Consider the following 23,861-nt stretch of genomic DNA (forward strand, 5'->3'; position numbering starts at 1 on the left):
ATGCGCGCCGCCATCAGTTACAATTCCATCTCCGGAACCTCCCCGTCAACGATCAGCCTGCCCGCAGTCTTCGCCCTGATCTCCTCCACGCTCACACCCGGGGCGCGCTCGAGGAGTTTGAATCCTTCGGGCGTTACGTCGAGCACGGCGAGCTCGGTCACGATCTTTTTCACGCAGCCGACGCCGGTGAGGGGCAGCGTACACTGCGGCAGCAGCTTCGATTCGCCCTTCGGGTTGGTGTGCATCATGGCCACGATGATGTTGCGGGCGGAGGCTACCAGGTCCATGGCGCCACCCATGCCCTTCACCATCTTACCGGGGATCTTCCAGTTGGCGATATCGCCGCTGTCGCTGACTTCCATCGCACCAAGCACCGTCAGGTCTACTTTGCCGGCGCGGATCATCCCGAAGCTCTCGGCACTGTCGAAAAATACACCGCCGGGCAGCACGGTAACCGTCTCTTTGCCGGCGTTGATCAGGTCGGCGTCGATCGCTTCTTCGGTGGGGTACGGCCCCATGCCAAGCATGCCGTTCTCGCTTTGCAGCATGATGAACATGCCTTCGGGAACATAGTTGGATACAAGGGTGGGAATACCGATGCCGAGGTTGACATACATGCCGTCGCGGAGCTCCTGAGCGATGCGTTTGGCGATGCCGAATTTATCTAAAGCCACATGAAATATTTTACGATCTCGGATCTCTGATCTCCGATCCTGGTTCTGGGATTATTTAGTGAGTTGTACCGTCCGGCGTTCAATGCGCTTCTCGTAATTGCTGCCCTGGAAGATGCGGTGCACATAGATGCCGGCGACATGAATGCTGTCGGGGTCGAGAGCGCCGGGCTCTACAAGCTCCTCCACTTCGGCGATGGTGATGCGGCCGGCCTTGGCCATGGAGGTGGAAAAATTGCGGGTGGTCTTGCGGAATACGAGGTTGCCGTAGCGGTCACCCTTCCAGGCTTTTACAATGGCGAAGTCGGCGCCGAGCGCTTCCTCCATCAGGTATTTCTTCCCGTTGAACTCACGCACCTCCTTGCCTTCGGCGATCTCGGTGCCGTAGCCGGCGGGGGTGAAAAACGCCGGGATGCCCATGCCGGCCATCTGGATACGTGTGGCCAGCGTGCCTTGCGGAATCAGGTCCACCTCCAGCTCGCCCGTCAGCAGTTGCCGCTCAAACTCGGCGTTCTCGCCTACATACGACGCCATCATCTTGCGGACCTGGCGGCTTTGCAGCAGCAGCCCGAGTCCGAACTCGTCGACGCCGGCATTGTTGGAGATGCAGGTAAGGTCTTTTACACCGCGCTCCTTCAGGGCATTGATACTGTTTTCAGGGATTCCGCACAGACCGAAGCCGCCCAGCATGATGGTGGCGCCGTCGACGATGTCGGACAGCGCGGCATCGGCGTTTTCAAAAACCTTATTCATAAGCAAGAAATAGGGCTCAAAAATAAGGATCGGCGCGGAAGCAGGAGGGAAAGAATAAGTGGCGGCCGATGCTAAACCGGGCGCTTCCTGAAGGGCCGCTCACCGCTGCTCATAGTGTCGGCCAGGGGCGGCACTTCAAGCAAAGGACCCTTCATCATAGAATCCATTACGGGCTTCAGCTCCACCGGGTGATCCTGGTACCAGCGCAGGCTTTTCCGGAATTGTTCCTCGGTAATCGCCTCCTTGCGGAAGATGCCGCGATAGAGTGCGATGTTGGAGGGAAAGGCTTTTACGGAGGTGTCGCGCTCGGAGCGTACCGCCACCCATTCATCGGCAAGAAACACCTGGCGCAGCACGCGCGACATCGCCTGCGGCGGCAACACGTCGGCAGGGCGCTTGTCTTTCTTTTTGCAGGCCAGCAGAAGCACGCACAGCAGGATCGGGGCTATCCTCATTTCAGGTCTTTGTACAGGGAGTTGTTGGAAACGTCGAGGCGCGAGAGCAGCTCGCGGGCTCGGGCTTTTTGCTCGGGCTTGGCCTTGCTGAAAACCCGGTACAATTCGTTGCTGCGGCCCTGGAAGAACACCTGCACGAACATCGTGTTGGGGCTTTCGCGGTTGATGTTGTCGAGCGTATTGAGCGCGTTGATGAGGCCCGCACGGGCCGCATCCTCGTTATCGATCATCTGGTCGAAACCGGTGCGGTAGTACGAATAAAGGGCATCGTGAAAGAGGTTGTAGCGGCTGTCGGTGAGGTTCTCCACGAAGCGGAAGCGGTTGCGCACCCCGTCGAACGCCTTCCAGCCCGAGATGTCGCGGCTTTCAGGGGCCTGGTTCACGATGTTCTGTGCCTTGATATAAAAAGGATCGCCGCCGCGGGGTGAATAGGAATCGTAATCTAGCCCCAGGATGATGTTGGCGTAGAAAGCCAGCATGGCCGTGATGTTGGCGGTCAGCGGATCGTTGCCGGCAACGCGGTTCTCGTTGAATTCGATGGCCTGGAACTCTACGTAGCGGAAGGTAAAGTCGTTGTCCTGCACGTTGAGCAGCGGTGATTCGTACGTAGTACCGTATACGGGCCGCGCTGCCTGCACGGTTAGCGAGGCCTTGAACACGTTGTTGCCGAGGTCCTGATCGATATTGATCAGGAAGTTGCACTTGATGCGCTCATGTGCCTGCCAGTTGTCGCCGGTCCACTTGCGGTTGTTGAGAAAATTGGTGAGCGCGCCTTGCAGGGTGTTGAAGATCTTCTTGTCTACCTGCGACGAAACGCGGTTGGCCACCACCGACAGGCGGGCCTGCAGCTCCTGGGCTCCGCAGGCGCTGCTCCACAGCAAGAGGGCGATCGCTATTATTTTTTTCATGGCATCAATTCAGTTATGGCATCCACAATGGCCCGGGCGGCTTCCTGCTTGCTTTGCAGCGGCAGGGCGCGGCGCTGGCCGTCTTTATAAAAAAGCGTCACTTTGTTCGTATCGGTTCCGAAGCCGGCGCCCGCGTCGTTGAGCGAGTTGAGCACGATCAGGTCGGCGCCTTTGCGCCGGAGCTTCTCTTCGGCATGGGCTTCCTCCTGCTCGGTTTCCAGGGCGAACCCTACCAGCAGCTGTCCCGGCTCCTTACGCGCGCCGAGCGTCGCGAGGATATCATCGGTTTTACGGAGGTTAAGCGTCAGCTCGCCTTCCGTCTTTTTTATTTTTTGCCCGCTTACATTCACCGGGGTGTAGTCGGCCACCGCGGCGGCCATCACGGCGATGTCGTAGTCGGCAAGCGCGAGGCTGGCCTCGTACATCTGGCGTGCCGAGCGCACCGGCAGCAGCTGCACACCGGGCAGCGGCTTCAGGGCCACGGGGCCCGATACCAGGTGCACCTCCGCGCCGCGGGCCGCCAGCTCGCCGGCCAGGGCATAGCCCATTTTGCCGGAAGAGTGGTTGCCGATAAAACGCACGGGGTCGAGTGCTTCGTATGTGGGGCCGGCGGTAACCAGCACCTTCTTACCAGCCAGCTGCCGGCCCGACTCGAAAAACCGGGCGATCCAGTCGCGGATGGTCTCGGGCTCGGCCATGCGTCCCGGGCCGATCAGCCCGCTCGCCAGCTCGCCGTGCTCTACGGGCAGCATCTGCACGCCCCAGGAGGCCAGCTTTTGCAGGTTGTCTTTGGTGGAGCCGTGCAGCCACATGTCTTCATCCATGGCCGGTGCGATCACCACGGGGCAGGTGGCGGAGAGCCAGGTGGCAAGGAGCAGGTTGTCGCATTGACCGGAGGCCATTTTTGCGAGCGTATTGCAGCTGAGGGGCGCCACCACAAACAGGTCGGCCCAGCGGCCGAGGGCCACATGGTTGGCCCAGGCACCTTCATCAAACAGCTTGCTCAGCACGGGTGCCTTCGACAGGGTGGAAAGCGTCAGCTCCGACACAAAATCCTTCGCGGCCCCGGTCATCAGCAGGCGCACCTCGGCGCCTTCCTTGACCAGGAGGCGCACCAGGATGGGAATCTTGTAAGCGGCGATGCTGCCGGTGATGCCGATAAGAACCTTTTTGCCGGAGAGGGACATGGGGCTAAAGATAGAAAAGCAGGCGTGAAAGAATGTTCAATGTTCAATATTCAATGTTCAATACGCAATTTTCAAGTGAGCTTTCCCTGCACCATGAAAATTGAGCATTGATTATTGAACATTTAAAGTAAAAGCCATATCGTATCGATATGGCTTTGTATTCAGTTGCGGTCCGCAGCGATTAAGCAAACAGGTCGTCTTCGTTCTTGCGGTGATAAACCTTATCCTCCATGAACTCGCGGGTGGCGAGCAGGGCGGGATTGGGCATCTTCTCGTAAGCGCGCGAGATTTCGATCTGCTCCTTGTTTTCGTGCACTTCCTCCAGGCTGTCGGTGTGGCTGGCAAACTCTTCCAGTTTGCTGTGCAGCTCCTCTTTCAGGGAGATATTGATCTGGTTAGCCCGCTTGGCGATGATGGCGATCGACTCATACACGTTGCCAGTCTTCGATTTCAACTCATTCAGGTCTTGTGCCTCAACGTTGTTTGTCTGGCTGGTGCTATGCTGGCGTCTTAGACGGCTCATGGGCGATTGTTTTTAACTGATTTTGCGACAAAGATAAGAATTCTTGCACCTGCTTGGTGTAGGTACTTTGGGGGAACTGGTCCAGGAAGTCGGTGCAGCCGTCGATCACCTTGCCATAGCGTTCTTCTTTTTTCTCTTCCACGCTCATCTGGGCAAACTGGTAATAGCTGCGGATCGACATGAATTTGTACATGTCGGCCTGCTGGGCATCGGGGTAATTGATCAGGAGGGCCTCGTAGGCTACTGCTGCAGCGCGGAACTGCCCAAGGTCGAAGTAAAGCTGGGCGGCTTTCCGGTCTTTCGTCTCCAGCTTGATGCGGCAGGCGTCTACGATGGCGCCGGCTTCCTTGTTGCGGGCCGACCCGGGATGCGTGTTGATAAAGGTCTGCATCATACCCATCGCCTTGATAGTGTTGCTCTGGTCGAGCTCGGCCTTGGGCGACTGCTTATAAAACGTAAAAGCGCGCATATACTCCATTTCCTCGGCGCGGGTGCTGTGCGGGAACACCTCCACGTAGGTCTTGAACAGGTTTTCGGCGTTAACCCAGTCGCGCTGGTTATAAGCGGTATACGCGTATTTATAGTAGATGTCCTCGAATTTGGGCGTGCCCTTGAAATAAGGCATCACGTCTTCATAGATCTCCTGGGCCCAGTTGTATTTCTTGCGGGCAAAATAATCTTCGGCCTTCCGGAGCTTGTACTCGGGGTCTTTGCTCTTCATGACCTTGGTCACGTTATCGCAGCCCGTAATCAGAAAAGCCAGTGCAAATGCAACAATTAAACGCATAAAGAGGGGCAAAGGTAAATATTACCGGCAAATATTCGGGTTAATGCCGAAACCCGCAAAGCGGGGCAGTTAAGATTTAACTAAAAGCCCGGGGAGCAGGTTCCGGGTTCTGAGGTTCTGAGGTCTTAAGGTTTTAAGGTTTGGGGATTCCGGGCTGCTTCAAATCAGACATCGGAGATCAGCGATCATAAAATAAAAAAGCCCCTCTTTCGAGGGGCTTTGTATTAAGGACTTAAGAGACAAGCCTTTGCTTAGCGACCACCGGCGCGGAGGTTCGGGTGGGGAGCCGGTACGTTGGCCGGTCCTTCTTCGCCTTCGTTGGCTGCGCGGAGGTCAACCGTGTTGCAGTCGCCGCCGGTCTGGCCGTACTGGAAGATGAAGCGGTCTGCGCTGAGGCCTTCTTTCTCTACCATGTAGTTGATCACGGCGTTCACGCGATCCCAGCTACGCTGCTGCTCGGCTTTGGTGCTCTGGCAGTAGCCGATCACCACGATGCGGCAACCGGGGTTGTTGCGGAGGCGGGCTGCTACCGAGGCCAGCATGCTGCGGGCGTCGTTGGTGAGAGCGGGGTTGTTGCCGTTGAAGGTAACCGAGGGCAGGGAACCGAGGTTCTTGGCGCAAGCGGTGAGGCCGCCGCCGGTACCACCGGTACCGCAGCTATCGGGGCAGGGGCACTTACCTACGCCATCAGCATCAACAGGCTGGCATACGGTCGGGGTGATGAGTTCTTTATCGCGGCAGTCGGGAACACCGTCGCCGTCGGTATCGCGGCTTACACCGTGCGAGTCAACCGGGCAACCGGCGGGCGTCTGCTCCTGGTCGAACTGGTCGGTAACACCGTCGCCGTCGCTATCCGGAAGCGTGGGCTTCGGCAGCTTCATCAGGCGGGGGTTGCGGATCTCGCTGTAAGCGTAGTCCAGGGGGTTGAGCCACCACAGGGGTTCGGTCGACTTGGAGCCCAGGTTAACATTGAGGCCCAGCGAAGCGAAGTTGTAGGTGTCGAAGTTTTGCGTGAGCACCGGGGAACCAGGCGTCTGCTCAGCCCAGCGCTGACCGTCGTACAGGTCGTCGTTGGTGAAGGAGAAGCGGTCTTCCAGGGCGATGTTGAAGCGGTTGTTCAGTTTGAAGGCGATACCACCACCAACGGAACCGATGGTGCGGTAGCTCATGCCGAACAGCTTCGGACGACGCTCGCCGTAGTTCTCGGCAGAGGTCTCATACGTATTGTCCATCAGCTCGCGCAGCGCCTTGCGGGTAGCCTTGCGGGTCTTGAAGGTGTTGCCGCTGCCGCTGGCCACGGTGTTGAAGTTGTAGGGTTTTCCGTTGGCGTCCAGGGCATTCACCTTGGCATCATATACGGAGCCGCCCACACCAGCGAAGGCGTAAAGCGCGAAGCCGGTCTTGGAGCGGTGGAAGCGAACGTTGTTGAGCGTCAGCACGCCTTCCAGAACGAGGTCCTGAACGTTCGTCTTATAGTTGTAATAAACGGGAGTGATTGCGGGCGAGCCGGGGGTGCCGCTCGTGGGGCTCAGCGGCGTATAACCGGCGGGGTTGCCGATGTTCGTCGTCCAGGCCGGGTTGTTACGGTAGTTGTACGATGGGCGCCAGTTGAGACCTTTTGCTACGCCGTAAGTGTACTCCATACGGGCGCTGAACAGGTAACCGAATGCTTTGCGCACGTGTGCGCCAAGGCCAAAACTCGGACGTGCATCCACGTCACCGATAACGTTGAAGAGACCGCCTTTGATACCGATCTCCCACTGGTTACGGGGTTTTGCCGGGAAATTGTAGGTGCCGTTCATGAATTCAGTATGCTGCGGCATCCTGCGGGAAGGGATTACAGAGGAGTCTCCGACGCTGGATTTACCAACCGTGGTCGTCTGAGAGAAGCCCTCCGATGCCAACAGACATAATAAGCCTGCCAGAAGAGTAACTTTTTTGCTTGCCATACACTGGGTGTTAAGATTTGAAAAACTAAGTCCTATTAAGGAGCAAAAATAAAACTTGACGTGCAATAACCAAACTTTTGTAATCCTTTGCGTTAAAATACAAGTCAATTTTTCAGGCTCATCATAGCAATTCCTGTACCATAGTGTTTTATTAATCAGCGCATTTGTACCTTTCCGGCAATTTACGAATGCGGCTGCCCGTTAATTTGATTGAAGATGAGTTGCGGATCCTTGAGCAAAAGTTCAAGGAGGCCGCCGCGAGCCAGGTTTCCATGCTGGACCGCATCATGCGCTATATTGTAAAGCGCAAGGGCAAGCAGTTGCGGCCCATGTTTGTATTCCTCTCCGCCAAACTGTGCGGTAACGTCAACGAATCCACGTACCGCGCCGCTTCACTCGTTGAGCTGTTGCATACCGCCACGCTGGTACACGACGATGTGGTGGACGACGCGCCCGAACGTAGAGGCTTTTTCTCAGTTTACGCATTGTGGAAGAACAAGATATCCGTGCTCGTGGGCGACTACCTGCTTGCCAAGGGTCTTCTTTTGTCGTTGGACAACAATGACTTCCGCATTCTCCAGCTGCTCTCCGGCGCCGTCCGCAAGATGAGCGAGGGCGAACTCCTGCAACTGGAGAAGTCGCGCACCCTGAACCTCGACGAGTCGGTGTATTTCGAGATCATTTCCGGAAAGACCGCCTCCCTCCTGTCCGCCGCCTGCGCCGCCGGCGCCTTCTCCGCCTCGGGCGATGAGGAGCTCACCGCACGCATGGGCGCTTTCGGGGAAAAAGTAGGCATCGCCTTCCAGATCAAGGATGACCTTTTCGACTACGCTTCCGAAGACGTAGGCAAGCCCACGGGCAACGATATTCAGGAAAAAAAGCTTACCTTACCTCTGATCTATACGCTCAACAACGCCGACAAAGCCACCCGGCGGAAACTGATCTACATCATCAAGAACGAAAACAGGGACAAGCGGAAGGTCCAGTTTGTAATCGACGCCGTACAGCAGCACAACGGTATCGCCTATACGCAGGGCGTGATGCAGCAGTACAAGAAAGAAGCGCTCGACCTGCTGGCCACCTTCCCCGACTCGCCCATCCGGGCGGGTTTTGCCGATCTCGTGAACTTTGTAACCGACAGGAGGTATTAATGGATGCAAGAACGAGCCCTGTAACCGCCAAGCGCTGGCGGATGGCTTTCAATGAACAGGAAAAAGCAGAAGCCCTTTTTAAGGAGCTCCGTGTTCACCCCGCCCTGTGCCAGGTGCTGGTGCAGCGCGGCATCGAAACCTTTGACGCCGCCCGGGCCTTTTTCCGCCCGGAGCTGTCCCAGCTTCACAGCCCCTGGCTCATGAAGGATATGGACAAGGCCGTGGACCGCGTGCTCAGCGCCTTCAACCGGGAGGAAAAGATCCTGGTGTTTGGCGATTATGATGTTGACGGCACCACGAGCGTCGCCTGCATGTACCACTTCCTGTCGCGGCACTACGACAAACTCGACTTTTATATCCCCCACCGCTACCGCGAAGGCTATGGCGTCAGCAAGGCCGGCATCGACTTCGCAGCCGAAAACGGCTTTTCCCTCATCATTGCACTCGACTGCGGCATCAAGTCGGTCGCCCTCATCGCCTACGCGAAATGCCTCGGCATCGACTTCATCGTGTGCGATCACCACCTGCCCGACGAGGTGCTGCCCGAGGCGGTGGCCATCCTCAACCCGAAGCAGGCCGACTGCCCCTACCCTTTCAAAGAACTTTGTGGCTGCGGGGTGGGCTTCAAACTCATCTGCGCGCTGTGCGACAAAATGCAGCTGCCGATGGAGGAAGCTTACCGCTACCTCGACCTCGTGGCTACCGCCATTGCCGCCGACATCGTGTCGATGAGCGGTGAAAACCGCACTCTTGCCTTTTGCGGGCTCGAAAAGGCCAACCGCGATCCCAACCTTGGCATCCGGGCGCTTACCGAGCTCACCGGCCACGAAAAGAATCTTGAGATTAACAACCTCGTGTTCATGATCGCCCCGCGCGTCAACGCGGCAGGTCGTATGGACGATGCCCGCAAGGCGGTGCAGCTGTTCCTTTCCGAAACCATCGAACAGGCTAAGGAATGGGCGGAGCAGCTGCATACCGACAACAGCGAACGGAAGGTGGCCGATACCAGCATCACAGAAGAGGCCCTGTCGCTGATCGAAGGCGACGAAACCCTGCTCAACCGCCTCAGCACGGTGCTTTACCAGCCGCACTGGCATAAAGGCGTGGTGGGCATCGTGGCTTCCCGCCTCATTGATCACTACTACCGCCCCACCATCGTGCTGACGCAGAGCGGCGACGTGGTGGCCGGCTCGGCACGCAGCGTTTCGGGCTTCAATGTGTACGAGGCCATTCACCAGTGCAAAGACCTGCTGCTCGGATACGGCGGTCACTTTTATGCCGCCGGCATGACCCTCGCCCCGGAAAACGTGGATGCCTTCGTGGAGCGTTTTGAAGAAGTGGTGAAAGAATCGATCCACCCCGACCTGCTGGTGCCGGAGATCCTGATTGATATTGAGCTGAGATTCCGCGACATCACCCAGTCCTTCTTCAATATTCTTTCGCAGATGGAGCCCTTCGGCCCCGATAACCTGCGCCCGACCTTCATTACCCGCCGCGTGATGAACACCGGCTACAGCCGCGTGGTAAAAGAAAAGCACCTGCGCTTCTCCCTGCGGCAGGACGGCCTCACCTTCAGCGGCATTGGCTTCGGCATGGCCGACAAAATGCCCCTGCTGGAGCAAAACAAGCCGGTCGACGTTGTATACAAGCTCGACATCAATGAGTGGAACGGCGAAAAGAGCCTGCAACTGCGGGTTGTGGACGTCAGGTTATCGGAGTAGCATCGGAAAATCACGGGAAGCACCGTATTAAAGAGGCATCGCTTGCGATGCTTTTTTCTTTTGCGAAACCTGTCCTGAAACAGTTCAGGTGATTATAAAAAAAGCCGCTTCATTGCTGAAGCGGCTTTTTCTGTTATCGGCTGAAATTATCAGTGTACTACGATGATCGTGCGGTGCGCCACCACGGAGGTGTTGCTTGTTACACGCAGAACATACACACCAGCAGGCAGTGACGCAGGAACCTGCAGCTGCTCGTTGATGAAGTAAGCCTGGATGTTGACGAAGCGACGATACACTTCTTCACCGGCGCTGCTGTACAGGCGGATGCCGTAATTGCCCGGCTGGATGCCATTCAGCGTTACGCGGAGGGTGTTGCCACCCGCGACGGGCTGCGGGAACACCGCCAGTCCGGCCTGCAGGCCCGGGAGGGTCACGCTCTTCACCGCACCAGCGCCGAAGGCACCGGCGTTGCGGGCATAAGCACGGTAGTAATAGGTCGTGCCGGGTACGAGGTTGTTCAGCGTCACCGCGAAGGAGCCCGAGGTGTTGGCCGTGGCCGGAACCTGGGTACCCGAGCCGGGTGCGAAGTTGGGAACGCCGCTGTACTCGATGCCGTACTGCGTTACCGCCGAGCAGCCAGCCGCACCGAAGGAACCACGGAGGGTTACTCCATCGAAGCGGATATTGGTGCTGTCGCCGGTGGTTGCAACGGGCGGTGTAGCAATGCTGGAGCCGGCTACGGTGATGTTGTTCGTAGCACCGAAGCCACCGCCGCTAAGCTGGATAAAACCGCTGTAGGTCTGGGTCGCGGCAGGCGCAAACTGCACATATACCTTCTGGCTGTAAGCGCCGCCCGGCTGGGTGAGGCTCAGCGTGGAAGCGAACGGACCCGTGCGGGATGTAGACAGTGCAAAGCCGGCGGGAGCAGCCAGGGTCACGTTGGCGGTGGTAAGGTTTACACCCGTGACCGTGAAGCTGTCAATGGCAGTGGTGTTGACGCACACGCCGCTGAAGGTGCCTACCGGTGAAGCCGTGAGCGATACTACCGGAGCGGCTGCCGTCGCGAACGACTGCTCGGCGCCATAGCTCGTGCCGCCGCCGTTGGTGGCGAAGGCCTTGTAGTAGTAGGTAGTGCCGCCGGTCAGGCCGGCCAGGTTGGCGGTAAAGCCAGTGCCGGCAAGGTTGGTCGACAGCAGTTGCGTGCCGGTACCGTTGGCGAAGCCGGCGGTAGTGCTCCACTCGAAGCCGTACTGCGTTACGGGCGAGCAGCCGGTGGCAGTGATGCTGCCGGCGAGGGTCGCCGAAACGTTGGTGACGGCCGAGGCCGCACCCGTGGTAACCGTGGGCGGGTTGTTGACACCGGCGCCCGATGCGGCCACGTTGATGGCCGTGGCAACGCCGCCACCCGATACCGGGATATTACCGTTGTACGACTGGACGGCCGTGGGCGTCAGTTGTACAAATACGGTCTGGCTGTAGGTGCCGCCGGCCTGTATCAGCGTCAGCGTCGGGGTATAGGTACCGCCGGCCGTGGTGCTGAAGGCATAGCCTGCAAGCGGGCCTACGGTGATGTTGGCGTTGCTCAGGTTTGTGCCGTTGATGGCGAAGCTGTTGGCAGCCGAGGTCGTGTTCGGGCAAAGGTTTCCGAAGGCGGTCAGCGCCGTCGCGGTGAGCGAGGGACCCGCCAGCGTGGTCACGGTGATCTCGTTGGAGTTCGGCGATGTGCCGGCGCTGTTGGTAGCGCGCACCACGTAGTAGTAAGTGGTGTTGGGCGCAAGGCCGGTTACGTTGAACGAGGTCACATTATTCACGTTCAGGTTCTGGTAGCCGGTAACATATACCGGTACCGCGGCACCCGAAGTGCTCTTTACATAGATACCCGACAGGCGGTTGGTGCCCGTGTTGGCTACGCCGGTAGCACCGTCGTTACGGATGTCGGAGTTGAGCAGCCAGCGAATGGCCACGTTCGCCTGGTTCTCCATAGCAACCGGGAGCGGCAGGTTGTTGACAACCGTCCAGGTAGCGGGGTTGGCAGGGGCCGCGGCTACACCCGGCATGGCAATGACACCGCTGGGGATGTCGGTCCAGGTGCCGGAAGCGCCAACGCGGTACTGCAGCTTGAAATCCTTCGGACCTGAGGCCGAACTGCCCTGGTTGAAGGAGAGCGACAGGCCCGTGGCACCAGTGGTGTTGAGTGTGATTTGCCAGTACTTGGTACCGACGCCTGCATCCCAGCCGCTCGCCGCTACCGCGTAGGGGTTCGGCGTGCCGGAGGTGCCGGAGAAGCCACTCGGGTAAGGCGTAGAGGCCAGCACCGACCCGTTGGGAGTCAGCGTCTGGATATTGATGTTATTGGCATTGCCCTGGTTGGCAGTCTGCGCAGCGGCCGTGTTCGTAGCCATATCCCAGCCCGCGATAGTGGTGGTGCCGGTACCGGCACCCAGCGTATACACATCGAGGAAGTAGCCGGTAGCCCCAGCTACCGCGTTCCAGTTGGCCGTAAAGCTGTTGGACGTGATGTTGGTGGCAGCTGTAGCCAGGGGCGCAACGGGGATAGCAGCAGAAGTCGTGGTGAAGCTGCCCTGGGAGCTGTAAGCCGTGCCGCCCGCGTTGGTGGCATAGGTTACATAATAATAAGTAACACCGGAGGTAAGGCCGCTCAGGTTAACACTGAAGTTGCCGCCGGTGATGCCGGTGCCCGCCACGTTTGTGCCGGTGCTGGCCGGGTTGAAGCCGGTGGTCGTGCTCCAGATAACGCCGTAAGCCGTCGGGGCCGAGCAGCCGTTGCTGCTGATGGTGCCGGGGATGGTGGCACCGTTGCCGGTAACGCCGGTTGCTGCCGCCGTGGTAACGGTCAGAAGCGTGTTGATGCCGGCGCCCGTTGCAGCTACGTTTACCGTGGTGGAAACGCCGCCACCCGATACCGGGATATTACCGCTGTAGGATTGAACAGCCGTCGGGGTCAGCTTTACAAATACCTGCTGGCTGAAGGAGCCGCCGGGCTGGGTCAATGTAAGACTGTTGGTATAAGTACCACCCGAAGTGGTGCTGAAGGTATAGCCGGCCAGGGGACCTACCGTTACATCAGCAGCCGTGAGGTTGGTGCCGGTGATGGTGAAGCTCTGGGCAGACGAAGCCGTATTGAGACACTGGTTGCCGAATCCGGTCAGCGTCGAGGCCGTGATAGCGGGGCTCGGCGTGGTGAAGGACTGCTGGGTGCCGTAAGTAGTACCGCCGGCGTTGGTGGCATATACTACATAGTAATAGGTTGTTCCAGGTGTAAGACCCGTCACCGGCACGGTGAAGGAACCGGCGGCAAGATTGCTGCCGGCCACCTGCGTACCGGTGGTCGCGGGGTTGAAGCCGCTGGTGGTGCTGTACTTGATGCCATATCCGCTGATGGCGGTACAGCCGGTAGCCGTAATGGAGCCGCCGACGGTAGCCGTAGTGGAACCGCCAACAGTGGCAGTGCCTGTAGTTACCGAGGGAGCGTTGTTCGTGCCGAAGCCCGTCGCGGGTACATTTACAGGACCTGCCAGGCCACCGCCGGTGATCTGGATATTGCCGTCGTAAGATTGAACAGCAGTGGGTGTGAACTGAACGAAAACAGTGGTGTTGACTGAATTGGCCACCACGGGGAGGTTAAGCGTTGCAGTAAACGGACCTGTGGCCGAAGTCGAATATGCATATCCAGGCAGGGCGTTCACGGTCAGGTTCGAAACCAGGTTGCTTCCCGAAACCGTGAAGCTGCCAGTGGGAGCCGTTGTATTGATACAAACACCGCCAAAAGGAGCCAGAGTGCCTGCAGAAACAGTCGGGTTGTTTGTGGTCGTGAACGACTGCTGGGCTCCGTAAACCGTAACCGGTGACACGCTGCCAAAGCGGGTAACGTAAGCGACAAAGTAATAGGTGGTATTCGCAGCAAGTCCGGAGATGGACGAAGAGAAGCTGCCACCCGCCGGGGAGCTGGAAACAACGTTTGTTCCCGATGTAGCCGGGTCGAATCCGGGCGTTGTGCTATACTTGAACCCGCCATCATTGGCTACCGAACAACCATTAAAGTTAACCGTGCCGTTGAGCGTTGCGCTTGATGTTGTTACACCGGACGCTGTTCCGGTAGTTACCGCGAAAATAACGCCGGTCCCGGATGCCGCTACTTGTGCAGCGGTGGTGACACCGCCACCGGATACGGAAATATTTCCATTATAAGCCTGGGAGGCCGTAGGAACAAAACGAACCCACACGGGAGCATTATAGCTACCGCCCGGTTGGGCAATGGTTAAAGTGCTTTGCCAGGGACCGCTCGCACTCAGCGCAAAACTGTAATTGGCCAGGGGACCAACCGTAATGTTGGCGTTCGTCAGGTTCGAACCGGAGAGCGTGAACGAACGTGGCAATGAGGTGTCACCAACGCATACCGAACCAAAAGGAGCAAGTGTACCGGCACTGAAAGCCGGAGGCGTTGCTGCAGCCGTCGTTACACTGATCTCGTTCGAGTTGGCCGAAGTGCTGCCGCCGTTGTCGGCGCGTACTACGTAATAATAAGTTGTATTCGGAGCCAGGCCGGTAACGTTATAAGAGGTCACGTTACCCACGTTCTGGTTCTGGAGCACATAGGTGTTCACCGTACCCGCATAATCGCCTTTGATATAAATGCTGGTGATACGGCTCGTGCCACCGCTGGCAACCGTCGTGTTGTTTACAGCAGTCGTGCTGTTTACCACCCAGCGGATTTGCACCAGCGCCTGGTTGTCCACGGCGGCGGGAAGCGCGAGGTTGCTGGGGCCGTAGTATTGAACCGGAGAAACACTTGTAGAAGTAGTGATTGCTACAGCGCCGCCGGTCACATCGTTCCAGGTGCCGCTGTTGCCTACACGGTATTGGATTTTCCAGTCGCGCGGTCCGGTATTGGAGCTTGCCTGGAGCGAAGAAAGCTTCAGGTTCGACACACCGGTGGTGTTTACTTCCACCATCCAGTACTTCGTATCAACGCCGGCATCCCAGCCGGTAGTAGACACCGCTAAGGGACTTTGACCGCCGCTGGGGCCCGTGGGGTAGGAATAGCTAACCGTCGCTGCACCATTAACAGCCACAAGCTCACGTACGTTTACGTTGGCCGTATTACCGCTGCTGGCCAAACGACCGGCGTCATTGGCAGTGGGGATGTCCCATCCGGCGATGCTGCCACCGACCACGGTGCCCGGGGCCTGGGTATATACATCAAGGAAGTAACCGGTAGTCGTTCCCGTTGCGGCATTCCAATTCGCGGTAAAGCTGTTGCCGGTGATATTGGTAGCAGCGATGGCTACCGGTGCCGAAGGCGCCGGCAGCGCAACGGTGGTAAACTGGGCCTGCGTACTATAGGCGGTTCCGGTACCATTCGTTGCGAAGGCGACATAGTAATAAGTAGTGTTCGGGGTAAGACCGGCTACCGGTGCAGAGAAGGTAGTTCCGGCCAGGTTGGTGCTGGTTACGGTGGTGCCTTGCGTGGCGGGATTAAAACCGGATGTGGTGCTGTAGATAAAACCGTAGCTCGTCACTGCGGAGCAGCCGGTAGCGCTGAGGGTTCCGTTAAGCGTCGTTCCCGAAGTGGTAGTGCCGCTGGGTGCAGCAGTAGCAACTGTAGGAACGGAAGCCGCGATGCCGGTTCCGGAAGCCGCCACGTCGATGGCAGTAGCACCACCGCCGCCAACGGGAATGTTCCCATTGTAGGACTGGGCTGCGGTCGGTGTAAAGTTCACATACACGGTCTGGCTGAAAGTGCCGCCCGGCTGGGTGATGGAAAGCGAAGGTGTATAGGTTCCGCCCGAAGTGGTAGAGAAGCTATAGCCGGCAAGAGGGCCCACGGTGACCGCAGCTGTGCTGAGGTTAGAGCCGCTGATGGTAAAGCTGTTCGGACCGGAAGTGGTGTTGACACAAACGTTGCCGAACGCCGCCAAAGCGCTGGCGCTCAGGGTGGCGGTACCAGCCGGAGCAGCCGGTGTTACGGAAGCGTAATCCAGGCCGATGCGTAGTTCGTCGAACTCAACAAACGGCGTATTCGTTGCATTGTCCTGGCGAAGCTGAAAGCGCCCTACGTTTGCAAGATCGGCCGTTGCGCCCGTAGGAGAAGCGGCCGTTACATCGGCCGGGGGGGCTGTAGCTCCAAGCGACGTGGGGTTGATCCACAACATCGCTACGTCGTTTTGCGTACCGCTATTCATCTGGTAAGCAATTACAACGAGATAGGTAGTATTCAGGTCAAGGTTTGCAGTGGAAAACGAAGTTGTGCTGCTGCTGCGGGTAGAAATACCGAGGTTATACTGGGTTGTGCCGGAAGCCTTGGCCCAAACAGAAGCACCGATCGTAGTGGAAGTAGTGCCCTCTGTGAAAGCGGCAAAGTAACCACCGGTAGTACTGTTGAGCGAGCCGAGCGACGTAATGTTGAGCAGGAAGGAAGCGTAAACTGTTCCGGTAGATTGGGTACCGAACTGACGGAAATAATCCGTACCGCTTCCGTCAAATTTAACGCGGTTCGCCGAAGATGCGGCGAGCGCGCTGTAGTTCAGGCTCCCCGAAATCGTCAGTATGGAGTCGCCTGAATTGAGTTTTTGCCAAACGCCGCCGGAAGCTTCGTGAAGACCAACAGTGGCGCTGGGCGTGTAGTTGAATGGCTCATACACAAGCTGGCCGAAGCTGGCCAGGGTCGTCAGCACGAGGCAAAGCAGAAAGTAAAGTTTTTTCATAATACAGTTTGTGTCGGATGCAGTAGTTGAAAGGGAATAAGCCGCCTTGCGGGCGGCTTATTCTGCTTTATCAGTTCCAGGAGAATTTGGCGTTATCGAATCCGGAGGTGGCACGGTTGCCGCCGCCGGTGGTGGCCGACCTGGCAATAACGCGGACCCATACCTTCTGCGACTGGTTCCAGGTGGCAGCGGGCAGGTTCACAACGATATTGGAAGGTCCCCAGGCCGTGGTGGTGCCGCCCGTGGTGAGCGATCCCGAAGCGGGGGTTACCGCCGTCCACGAGGCCGGTGTGTCGCCGATGGCGTATTCAACCGCCCAGACCGTGCTGCGGCCCGAAGAGGGGTCGAGGTTCTGAAGCTCGAACTCGAACTTCAGGTTGTTCTTACCCGTCGTGTTGGCAAGGATGAAGCTGACCGAAGCGCCGGGGTCGCCGATGGAGCCGGTCTGGCGCACCGCGAGGGCACGGTCGGTGCTGGCATCCTGCTCGGTATTACCCGAACCCTGGGTAACGGTGGACGAAGTGGCCGAGGCAAGGCTTTTCCAGCCGCCGCCGGTGGCATTCCAATACAGCTGCGTTGCCGTGGTTACCAGTTGCGCAGACGTATCATTCGAGGTTGCGCTCGAGGCAGTACCGACACGCACGCCGGCCGGAAGGCCGCTTGCCAGGCTGTTGAAGTTGATGGTGTAGGGAGATGTGGTGCCCAGCGTGATCGTGGACCCGCTGCCACCCGTGGGCGGCGGCGGTGTGGTGGCACCGCAACGGAGGCCGTAAAACTGCACATCACTGGTGTCGCGCACCGACAGCTGCTTGGTGCTGCCGAAGAAGGAGTAGATGCCGCGCAGGGTGCCGTTGCCGTTGGGCACGCTCACGTTGGCGAAGTTGGAAAAGTTGCTCGTGCGCACCGTGATGTTGGCGGAGGTAGGCAGGCTGCAGCCGCGGGCAACGCGGTTGCCCGAAGCGCCGACGTCGGCAAAGCCCTTCGCTGTGTCGGCGGCTGCGAACTCGTAGTTGCGCACCTCGATGAGCGTGTTGGCATAAATGCTCTGGCGGTCGGTGGTGAGCGAAGCGATGTCCACCAGTTTCGGCACTACCGGCTGGTTGAGCGCACCCTTGAAAATGAAACGGTCCTGCAATACTGGCGAAAGCATCGTCACACCGCCGTTGATGGAGTCGGCGCCGCCACCGAGCTGGAGCATGCCGCCGTATTCGCCGATGTACAGGTCTTTCACCTTCACAAACAGCTCCCGGCCTACCGGGTATTGCGTGTTGAGGTTAGAGCCGGCAAGGCGCAGGATGATACCGCCGGTAGAATCCTGGATGGAGATCTGCTGGTAGTAGTTGCCGCTCTTGTCGTCCATGTTTACTACCCCGCGGATCACATAATCCTGGGTAATGTGGTAAACGCTGTACGGGATAGAGTCGAGGGCCTTGAGGTCCTTGATGGAGATATTGGCCACGATACCGGGCACGCCCGCCGGGGGCGGCGCGTCGTAGGTGCGCTTGCACGACACCAGCACCAGCGCGCCGGTAATGGTGGCGAGGCCGGCGGCCATGAATTTCTTTAAGGAGATGCGGTTCATATTATTCGTTTGTCGGGTCCGGTCGGATGCCCTTTTTTAGTTCCAGGTGAATTTCACGTCATCGATGGCGGCGGTACCGCGGTTGTTGGTGCCGGTGCTCGGCGCCAGGGTCACGATCCGGATCCACACCTTCTGGCTTTGGTTGCTCAGTGCCGCCGGCAGGGTTACCGTGATGGCATTGTTGCTGAACACGTGGTTGCCGGTGATCATCGAGCCGGTTACGGTATTTACGGGCGTGAAGGTCGTCGGGTTGTCGCCGATGCCGTAATCCACCATCCAGGTAGTAGCACGGTTTACGTTCGAAGCCGTGTCGAGCGACTGCAGCTGGAAGGACATCGTCTGGAGGTTCTTGCCGGTAGTGTTGGCCAGCTGGAACACGAAGGCCGCACCGGGGTCGCCGCCGGCGGGGATGGCGCTGGTCTGGCGGAAGCCGAGGGCGCGGTTGGTGGCACCCACCTGCGTGGTGGAGTCGGTCCCCTGGTTAAGACCCGTAGCCGAAGCGTAGTTCTTGAAACCGGCGGTGAAGGTCTTCCAGAGGCTGGTGGCCGTGGCCTGGTTCAGTGTAGCCGGCGTACCGATCGTATCGGCGCGGGCGCCGGTGCGTACACTGACACCGGTAGGCAGCTGGCCGGTGCCGATGCTGTTGAAGTCGATGGTCAGCGGCGAAGTGCCGGTGAGCGCGATGCCCGTACCGGGAGTTACAGGGCCGCTGCCGCCGGTCACCACATCGCTTTGCGTGCGGAGGATGATCTGCGGGGTTACCTGGCCGGAGGTGTTCTGGAAGATCGAAACATAACCGGTGAGGCTCTGGGCGTTGCCGCTGTTGAGCGTGATGCCGGAAGTGGTACGCACGAAGGTTACGATGGAACCCGTGGCGTCAGTTACGGTCACATTGGTGCCGGTGCTGCCGGGAGCGCCTACTGCGAGCGATACGTTCTCCAGCTTCACCACTGTAGAAGCCCAGGGCTGCAGGCTGTCGAGTACCTGGCGGATCGTGGCGGTGCGCGGGGTGATCACCATCGGTGTGTTTACGCTGGTGAAAGCCGTAGCACTGAGGTTCTTGATCTGCACGTCGCCGTTGAAGGTGCTCACGGTGCCGCCGTTGACATTGATGTCGACGGTCTTGCCGAGGGCCAGCAGCGCCGTATCGGTGAAGCTTGTTCCGAGGAACATATTGATCCCGCGGCCGCTCTCATCCTGGATGCGGAAGTTGCCGGCGGCTTCGTTCTTGTAGTTCGACACCACCGTGGCGCGGATCGTGCGCGTGTTGGCGGGCACACCAATGTCGGAGCCCGTATACAGCGAACGCAGGTAAGCCAGCGTGGTGAAGTTGTTCGGATCGTAGGGATCCGGTTCCGTGGGTCCTACCGGCTGCTTGTTGCAGGCGCTGGCCAGGATGCCAAGCACGATGAGCGCCTGGGCGGGTTTAGCAAAAGAGCGGAGCATATGCATAGTCTTTTTTAATGGGTATTAGAAGCGGAGACCAACGGAAGTGAAATAATTGATGCCGTAAGCATAAAACAGTTTCGGCGGGAACTTATCGATATTGGCTGTACCGTCAACGCCGGCCGTACCGTCGAAGCGGAGCTGCTCGTAGCCGCCGGTGATCATGCTGCGGTTGTTGGTGAGGTTGCTTACACCGATGTTGAATACGAACGTAGTGGGCTTGCCGCCGATGTTGTAGGCGCGGCCCAGGCGCTTCGTCCATCCGAAGAAGAAGTCCACGGTATACTGCTGGTCAAAGCGGGTCTGGTCGAAGATGCGGTCATAGTCGGCCGAGCCGGCGGGCGCATTTTTCAGCGCTTCCCAGGTGCGGCGCATCGGGTTTACCGACAGGTACGATTCGCGGAAGTAATTACCGGTAAGGCTGGCAAACCAGAACTTGGGCGAGCGGTAGGTTACACCAAGGCTATATGCTTCCTGCGGCGTGGGCAGGCGGAAGTTCTTGAGATAAATCTGGCGGGCGGCCAGCACCTGTGCGTTGTTGTCAGCGGTGATGGTAGCGTTCGGGTTGCTGTCGTAGTAATAGCGGCCCACGGCGGCGGCGGCATTCACCGTTACACCATAGCCGATGTTGTACTCGGCGCCGAGCTCGGCCCCGAACAGCTGGCGGCTAACACCGCTCATCGCGAGGTTCACAAAGTTGCCCAGCACGTCGTCAAAATAAGACATTACGTCCACCTGCTTGTCCATGTGGGTGTAGAAGCCGCCGATACGCAGCTTCAGCTTCGGCGCCGTATGGATGTAGGCACCTTCGAAGGTCTTGATCTCCTCCATCTGCACATTGGCCTGCTGGGTGTTGCGGGTGCGCGGCGATACGTATACGTTGTCGAAGTAAGGCGCACGCTCCTGGTAGCCGGCGTTGGCATATACATAGTTACGGCCGTTGAACTTGTAGGTCACCCCGCCTTTAACAGCGTAGGGGTTGAACTCGTTCTTGATGCCTTTGCCGTACGAGTCGTTCGGGAAAAGTCCGCTGCGCACGAAGCCTTCGCGCTGGAAGGAGGTGTAGCCATACTGGCCGGCGGCGAAGAGGTCAACCTTGTTGAACTTGAACACGCCCTGCGCCCAGGCGGTGGCCTGCGTAAGGTCGATATTGTAGTTGTAGCCGTAGCGGTCGCCAACGCGCACGATGCGGTTCGGGTTGTTCAGGTCATTCTGGTTGGCCGAAGGATCGGTGGGGAAGTCGCGCTCGGCAAACTGGTTCAGGTCCATGTAGAAGTCACCGCCCAGCAGGTCGTTCACCTTCTGGTAGTAGTGGTTCTTCTGGTTCTGGAAGGTGAGGCCGCCGGTGATGTCGAGGTGATCGTTCACACGGGCGTTGAGCGTGGTGTTGAGGTTGAGGCGCTGGGTGCCGATGATGCGGTCCTGGACCACGTAGCGCGAGCGGAGGCCGCTTACGGTCTTGCCGTTAACGCCGTCGGCGTTGTTGATCGTCATCATCGAAGCGCGGTTGGCGTCGTACAGCTTCTGCCAGTTGATCTGGCGCACGTTTACGTCGGTCATCCAGGCCTCGCGTACACGCTTTGCCTGCTCGGGGTCGATCACCGAGGAGAAGCGCTCCAGGTAGCTGGGCAGGTTGCGGTAGTAGTCGGGGCGCGGGTCGGGAGCATTGTACCAGTCGAGCGCCGTGATGCTGCGCTCGCCGAACGAGTAGCCGACGCCGGTGAGCAGGGAGACGTTATTCTTGATGCGGAAATCGTGCGTAAGCACCAGCACGGGCTGGTTGGTCTTGCCTACCGAAGCATTGCGCTTCTTGCCGTTCTGGTAGCCCCAGTTCGGGTTGTAGTAGGGGTCTCCGGCGAGATCCTGTGCTTCCTGGGTGGCGGCACCCTGGCGGCCGTTCTCGGTGGGGGCGCCGAAAGCCACCAGCGACAGCAGGTGCTTTTCGTTGACGCGCTTGTCGATACCGGCAAACCAGCTCAGGCTCTTATACCAGGTGCCGGGCACATAGCCTTCCTCGGCCCAGCGGGCGCTCAGCGAGCCGATAAAGGCCCAGCCGCGGCGGCTCAGGCCGGTGCCGTGGGTCAGCATCACACGGTGCGTGTAGTTACGATTGGCGTTGGCATAGTTCACCGAGGTCTGCGCGCGCTGCTTCGAAGCCCGCACGTCGATGTTGGTGTTGGAGCCGAAGTCGCCGAAAGCAAACGTGGTGTAGTGAAGGCCGTATTCGACGTCGCGGCTGCGCATCACGTCGTTGAGACCGCCCCACAGCCCATAGGGTGCGAAGCCATTATCGAGGTTGTCCATCGGCACACCGTTCATGTAGGTGGAGAACTGGTCGTTCTCGTAGCCACGAAGACGGAAGCGGACGGCGCTGAAGTTGAAGGAAGCGGCGTTGAAGTAAGGATCGCGGCCGGCGGTGAGGATCGAAGAGATGTTCTGGGTGCCGGCGTCGCCCTGGTCGTTTTCGTCGAGGGAGATCGTCGGGATGTTGTCCAGCACGTCCTGCTTGCTTTGATTGAGCAGGGAGTCATTCCCGCGGCGGGTCGTGTCGGTGGCTGGGTTTTGCTGCGCCTGGGCCGCAAGGCCTGCACACAACAGCATGGGCAGCAATCTTAATTTATGCATAAAACAGCTAGTTAATAGTTCGGAAAGGGAGGCAAAGCTAGTCAATCTGGCCGTCTTCGAAGAATGGGGGATATCAACAAATGTTAAATTGTTAACCTCCGTTAACATTGGCGTGCATCCAAATCCATATAGCAGGTCGTCTCAATTCAGTAGCTTTGCCGACTCGATTTTCTGAAATTGCCCGCAAATTATGAAAAAAGCTTGCCTCCTCCCCCTCCTTATTATCCTTTTTTTTAATGCTTTCGCCCAGCAAGCTCCTGTCCAGGGCAAGAGCACGCAGGTGGCACCTCCCGGTGGCAAGCAACCCTACAAAGTAGCGGTGATCGCATTTTATAACCTCGAAAACTTTTACGACACGGTGGATAACCCGATCGTCGACGACGAGGAGTTCCTGCCCACCGGCGTGCGCAACTACAATACGAAAATCTATTTCGACAAGATCGGCAAGCTGGCCTCCGTGCTTTCGCAGATCGGCACCGAGGTGTCGCCCGACGGCCCCGCGGTGATCGGCGTGGCGGAGATCGAGAACGACACGGTGCTCAAAGACCTCGTGAAGCACCCGCTGCTGGCGAAGCGTAACTACCAGATCGTTCATTACGATTCGAAGGACGCGCGCGGCATCGACGTAGCCCTCCTCTACAACCCGAAATATTTCACCCCCGAAGCCTCGGCGCCCCTTCATGTGGAACTCCCCGCGGGCTCCAAGGGCGACCGCCGCTTCACCCGCGACGTGCTGTGGGTGCAGGGCAAGCTTGATGGCGAAACCATCCATGTATATGTGAATCACTGGCCCTCGCGCGTGGGCGGCGAGGAGCGCTCGGCGCCGGGCCGCAAGGCCGCCGCATCCGTGAGCAAGCACCACTCCGACTCGCTGCTGAAGCTCGACCCGAACACGAAATTCGTGATCATGGGCGACCTCAACGACGACCCCACCAACGCCTCCGTGACCAAGGTGCTCGGCGCCAAGGGCGATATGAAGGACGTGCAGCCGGGCGGCATCTACAACCCCTGGACGAATATGTACAACAACGGTATCGGCACCCTCGCCTACCAGGATGCCTGGAGCCTGTTCGACCAGATCATGATCTCGCAGGCCTGGCTGCCGAAGGACCAGCGCGGTTTCTTCTTTTTCAACCAGCGCATCTTCAACAAGGAATTCCTGACCGAGAATATGGGCCGCTACAAGGGCTACCCGATGCGTACCTGGGACGGCACCTCCTACCGCGGCGGCTACAGCGACCACTTCCCCACCTACCTCATTTTCATCAAAAGGCCTTAACCGATAAAAGGACGCCTTTGCCCCTGCTTCGGACCCTGCCGGCCAAAATGCGCCCGGGTTCGGTAAAACGGGATACTTTTACATCTTCCACAGCTACCA

Annotated in this window: 15 protein-coding genes; 3 read left to right on the forward strand and 12 right to left on the reverse strand. The window is 58.6% G+C overall.

Features of this window, described 5'->3' with window-relative positions:
• Positions 1-17: 17 nt before the first annotated feature.
• The 8 genes from EPD60_RS06010 to EPD60_RS06045 all read right to left on the reverse strand — a co-directional run bounded on the left by EPD60_RS06010 (position 18) and on the right by EPD60_RS06045 (position 7,107).
• The gene (locus EPD60_RS06010) at positions 18-674 is read right to left on the reverse strand and encodes a 3-oxoacid CoA-transferase subunit B (RefSeq protein ID WP_131447851.1); all 657 of its coding nucleotides are present in this window, start codon (positions 672-674) and stop codon (positions 18-20) included.
• A gap of 51 nt (positions 675-725) precedes the next feature.
• Positions 726-1,424, reverse strand: coding sequence for a CoA transferase subunit A (locus EPD60_RS06015; RefSeq protein WP_131447853.1), 699 nt, complete (start codon positions 1,422-1,424; stop codon positions 726-728).
• 71 nt (positions 1,425-1,495) lie between these two features.
• Complete coding sequence (locus tag EPD60_RS06020) at positions 1,496-1,879, reverse strand: DUF4296 domain-containing protein (protein ID WP_131447855.1); 384 nt, start codon at positions 1,877-1,879, stop codon at positions 1,496-1,498.
• Complete coding sequence (porD, locus tag EPD60_RS06025; protein WP_131447857.1) at positions 1,876-2,787, reverse strand: type IX secretion system protein PorD; 912 nt, start codon at positions 2,785-2,787, stop codon at positions 1,876-1,878. The genes EPD60_RS06020 and porD overlap by 4 nt, the downstream gene beginning before the upstream one ends.
• A complete protein-coding gene (gene coaBC, locus EPD60_RS06030; RefSeq protein WP_131447859.1) occupies positions 2,784-3,974 on the reverse strand; it encodes a bifunctional phosphopantothenoylcysteine decarboxylase/phosphopantothenate--cysteine ligase CoaBC in 1,191 nt (396 codons plus the stop codon). The genes porD and coaBC overlap by 4 nt, the downstream gene beginning before the upstream one ends.
• Positions 3,975-4,155: 181 nt before the next feature.
• A complete protein-coding gene (locus tag EPD60_RS06035) occupies positions 4,156-4,497 on the reverse strand; it encodes a DNA-directed RNA polymerase subunit omega (protein WP_131447861.1) in 342 nt (113 codons plus the stop codon).
• Positions 4,472-5,284, reverse strand: a complete 813-nt coding sequence (locus EPD60_RS06040; protein WP_131447863.1) for an outer membrane protein assembly factor BamD — start codon at positions 5,282-5,284, stop codon at positions 4,472-4,474. Before EPD60_RS06040 ends, EPD60_RS06035 begins: the two co-directional genes overlap by 26 nt.
• Before the next feature lie 251 nt (positions 5,285-5,535).
• Positions 5,536-7,107, reverse strand: coding sequence for an OmpA family protein (locus EPD60_RS06045; RefSeq protein WP_243647771.1), 1,572 nt, complete (start codon positions 7,105-7,107; stop codon positions 5,536-5,538).
• Positions 7,108-7,421: 314 nt separating this feature from the next.
• Here EPD60_RS06045 and EPD60_RS06050 point away from each other — a divergent pair, with 314 nt between their 5' ends.
• Complete coding sequence (locus EPD60_RS06050; RefSeq protein ID WP_207896547.1) at positions 7,422-8,384, forward strand: polyprenyl synthetase family protein; 963 nt, start codon at positions 7,422-7,424, stop codon at positions 8,382-8,384.
• Between the two features lie 41 nt (positions 8,385-8,425).
• Complete coding sequence (gene recJ, locus EPD60_RS06055; RefSeq protein ID WP_243647772.1) at positions 8,426-10,105, forward strand: single-stranded-DNA-specific exonuclease RecJ; 1,680 nt, start codon at positions 8,426-8,428, stop codon at positions 10,103-10,105.
• Between the two features lie 149 nt (positions 10,106-10,254).
• Here the strand turns inward: recJ and EPD60_RS06060 are convergent, their stop codons facing one another.
• The 4 genes from EPD60_RS06060 to EPD60_RS06075 all read right to left on the reverse strand — a co-directional run bounded on the left by EPD60_RS06060 (position 10,255) and on the right by EPD60_RS06075 (position 22,483).
• Positions 10,255-16,830 carry a T9SS type A sorting domain-containing protein gene (locus EPD60_RS06060; RefSeq protein WP_131447869.1) on the reverse strand — a complete coding sequence of 2,192 codons (6,576 nt, stop codon included), beginning with the start codon at positions 16,828-16,830 and terminating at the stop codon, positions 10,255-10,257.
• A gap of 70 nt (positions 16,831-16,900) precedes the next feature.
• Positions 16,901-18,412, reverse strand: coding sequence for a DUF5689 domain-containing protein (locus EPD60_RS06065; protein WP_131447871.1), 1,512 nt, complete (start codon positions 18,410-18,412; stop codon positions 16,901-16,903).
• 36 nt (positions 18,413-18,448) lie between these two features.
• Complete coding sequence (locus tag EPD60_RS06070) at positions 18,449-19,858, reverse strand: DUF5689 domain-containing protein (RefSeq protein WP_131447873.1); 1,410 nt, start codon at positions 19,856-19,858, stop codon at positions 18,449-18,451.
• A gap of 24 nt (positions 19,859-19,882) precedes the next feature.
• Complete coding sequence (locus EPD60_RS06075; protein WP_131447875.1) at positions 19,883-22,483, reverse strand: TonB-dependent receptor; 2,601 nt, start codon at positions 22,481-22,483, stop codon at positions 19,883-19,885.
• Between the two features lie 190 nt (positions 22,484-22,673).
• On the opposite strand from EPD60_RS06075, the gene EPD60_RS06080 reads away from it, so the two are divergent.
• Positions 22,674-23,762, forward strand: a complete 1,089-nt coding sequence (locus EPD60_RS06080) for an endonuclease/exonuclease/phosphatase family protein (RefSeq protein WP_131447877.1) — start codon at positions 22,674-22,676, stop codon at positions 23,760-23,762.
• The last annotated feature ends 99 nt before the right edge of the window (positions 23,763-23,861 follow it).

It is taken from the genome of Flaviaestuariibacter flavus, assembly GCF_004337505.1.
GTDB classification, from domain to species: Bacteria; Bacteroidota; Bacteroidia; order Chitinophagales; family Chitinophagaceae; genus Flavisolibacter; species Flavisolibacter flavus.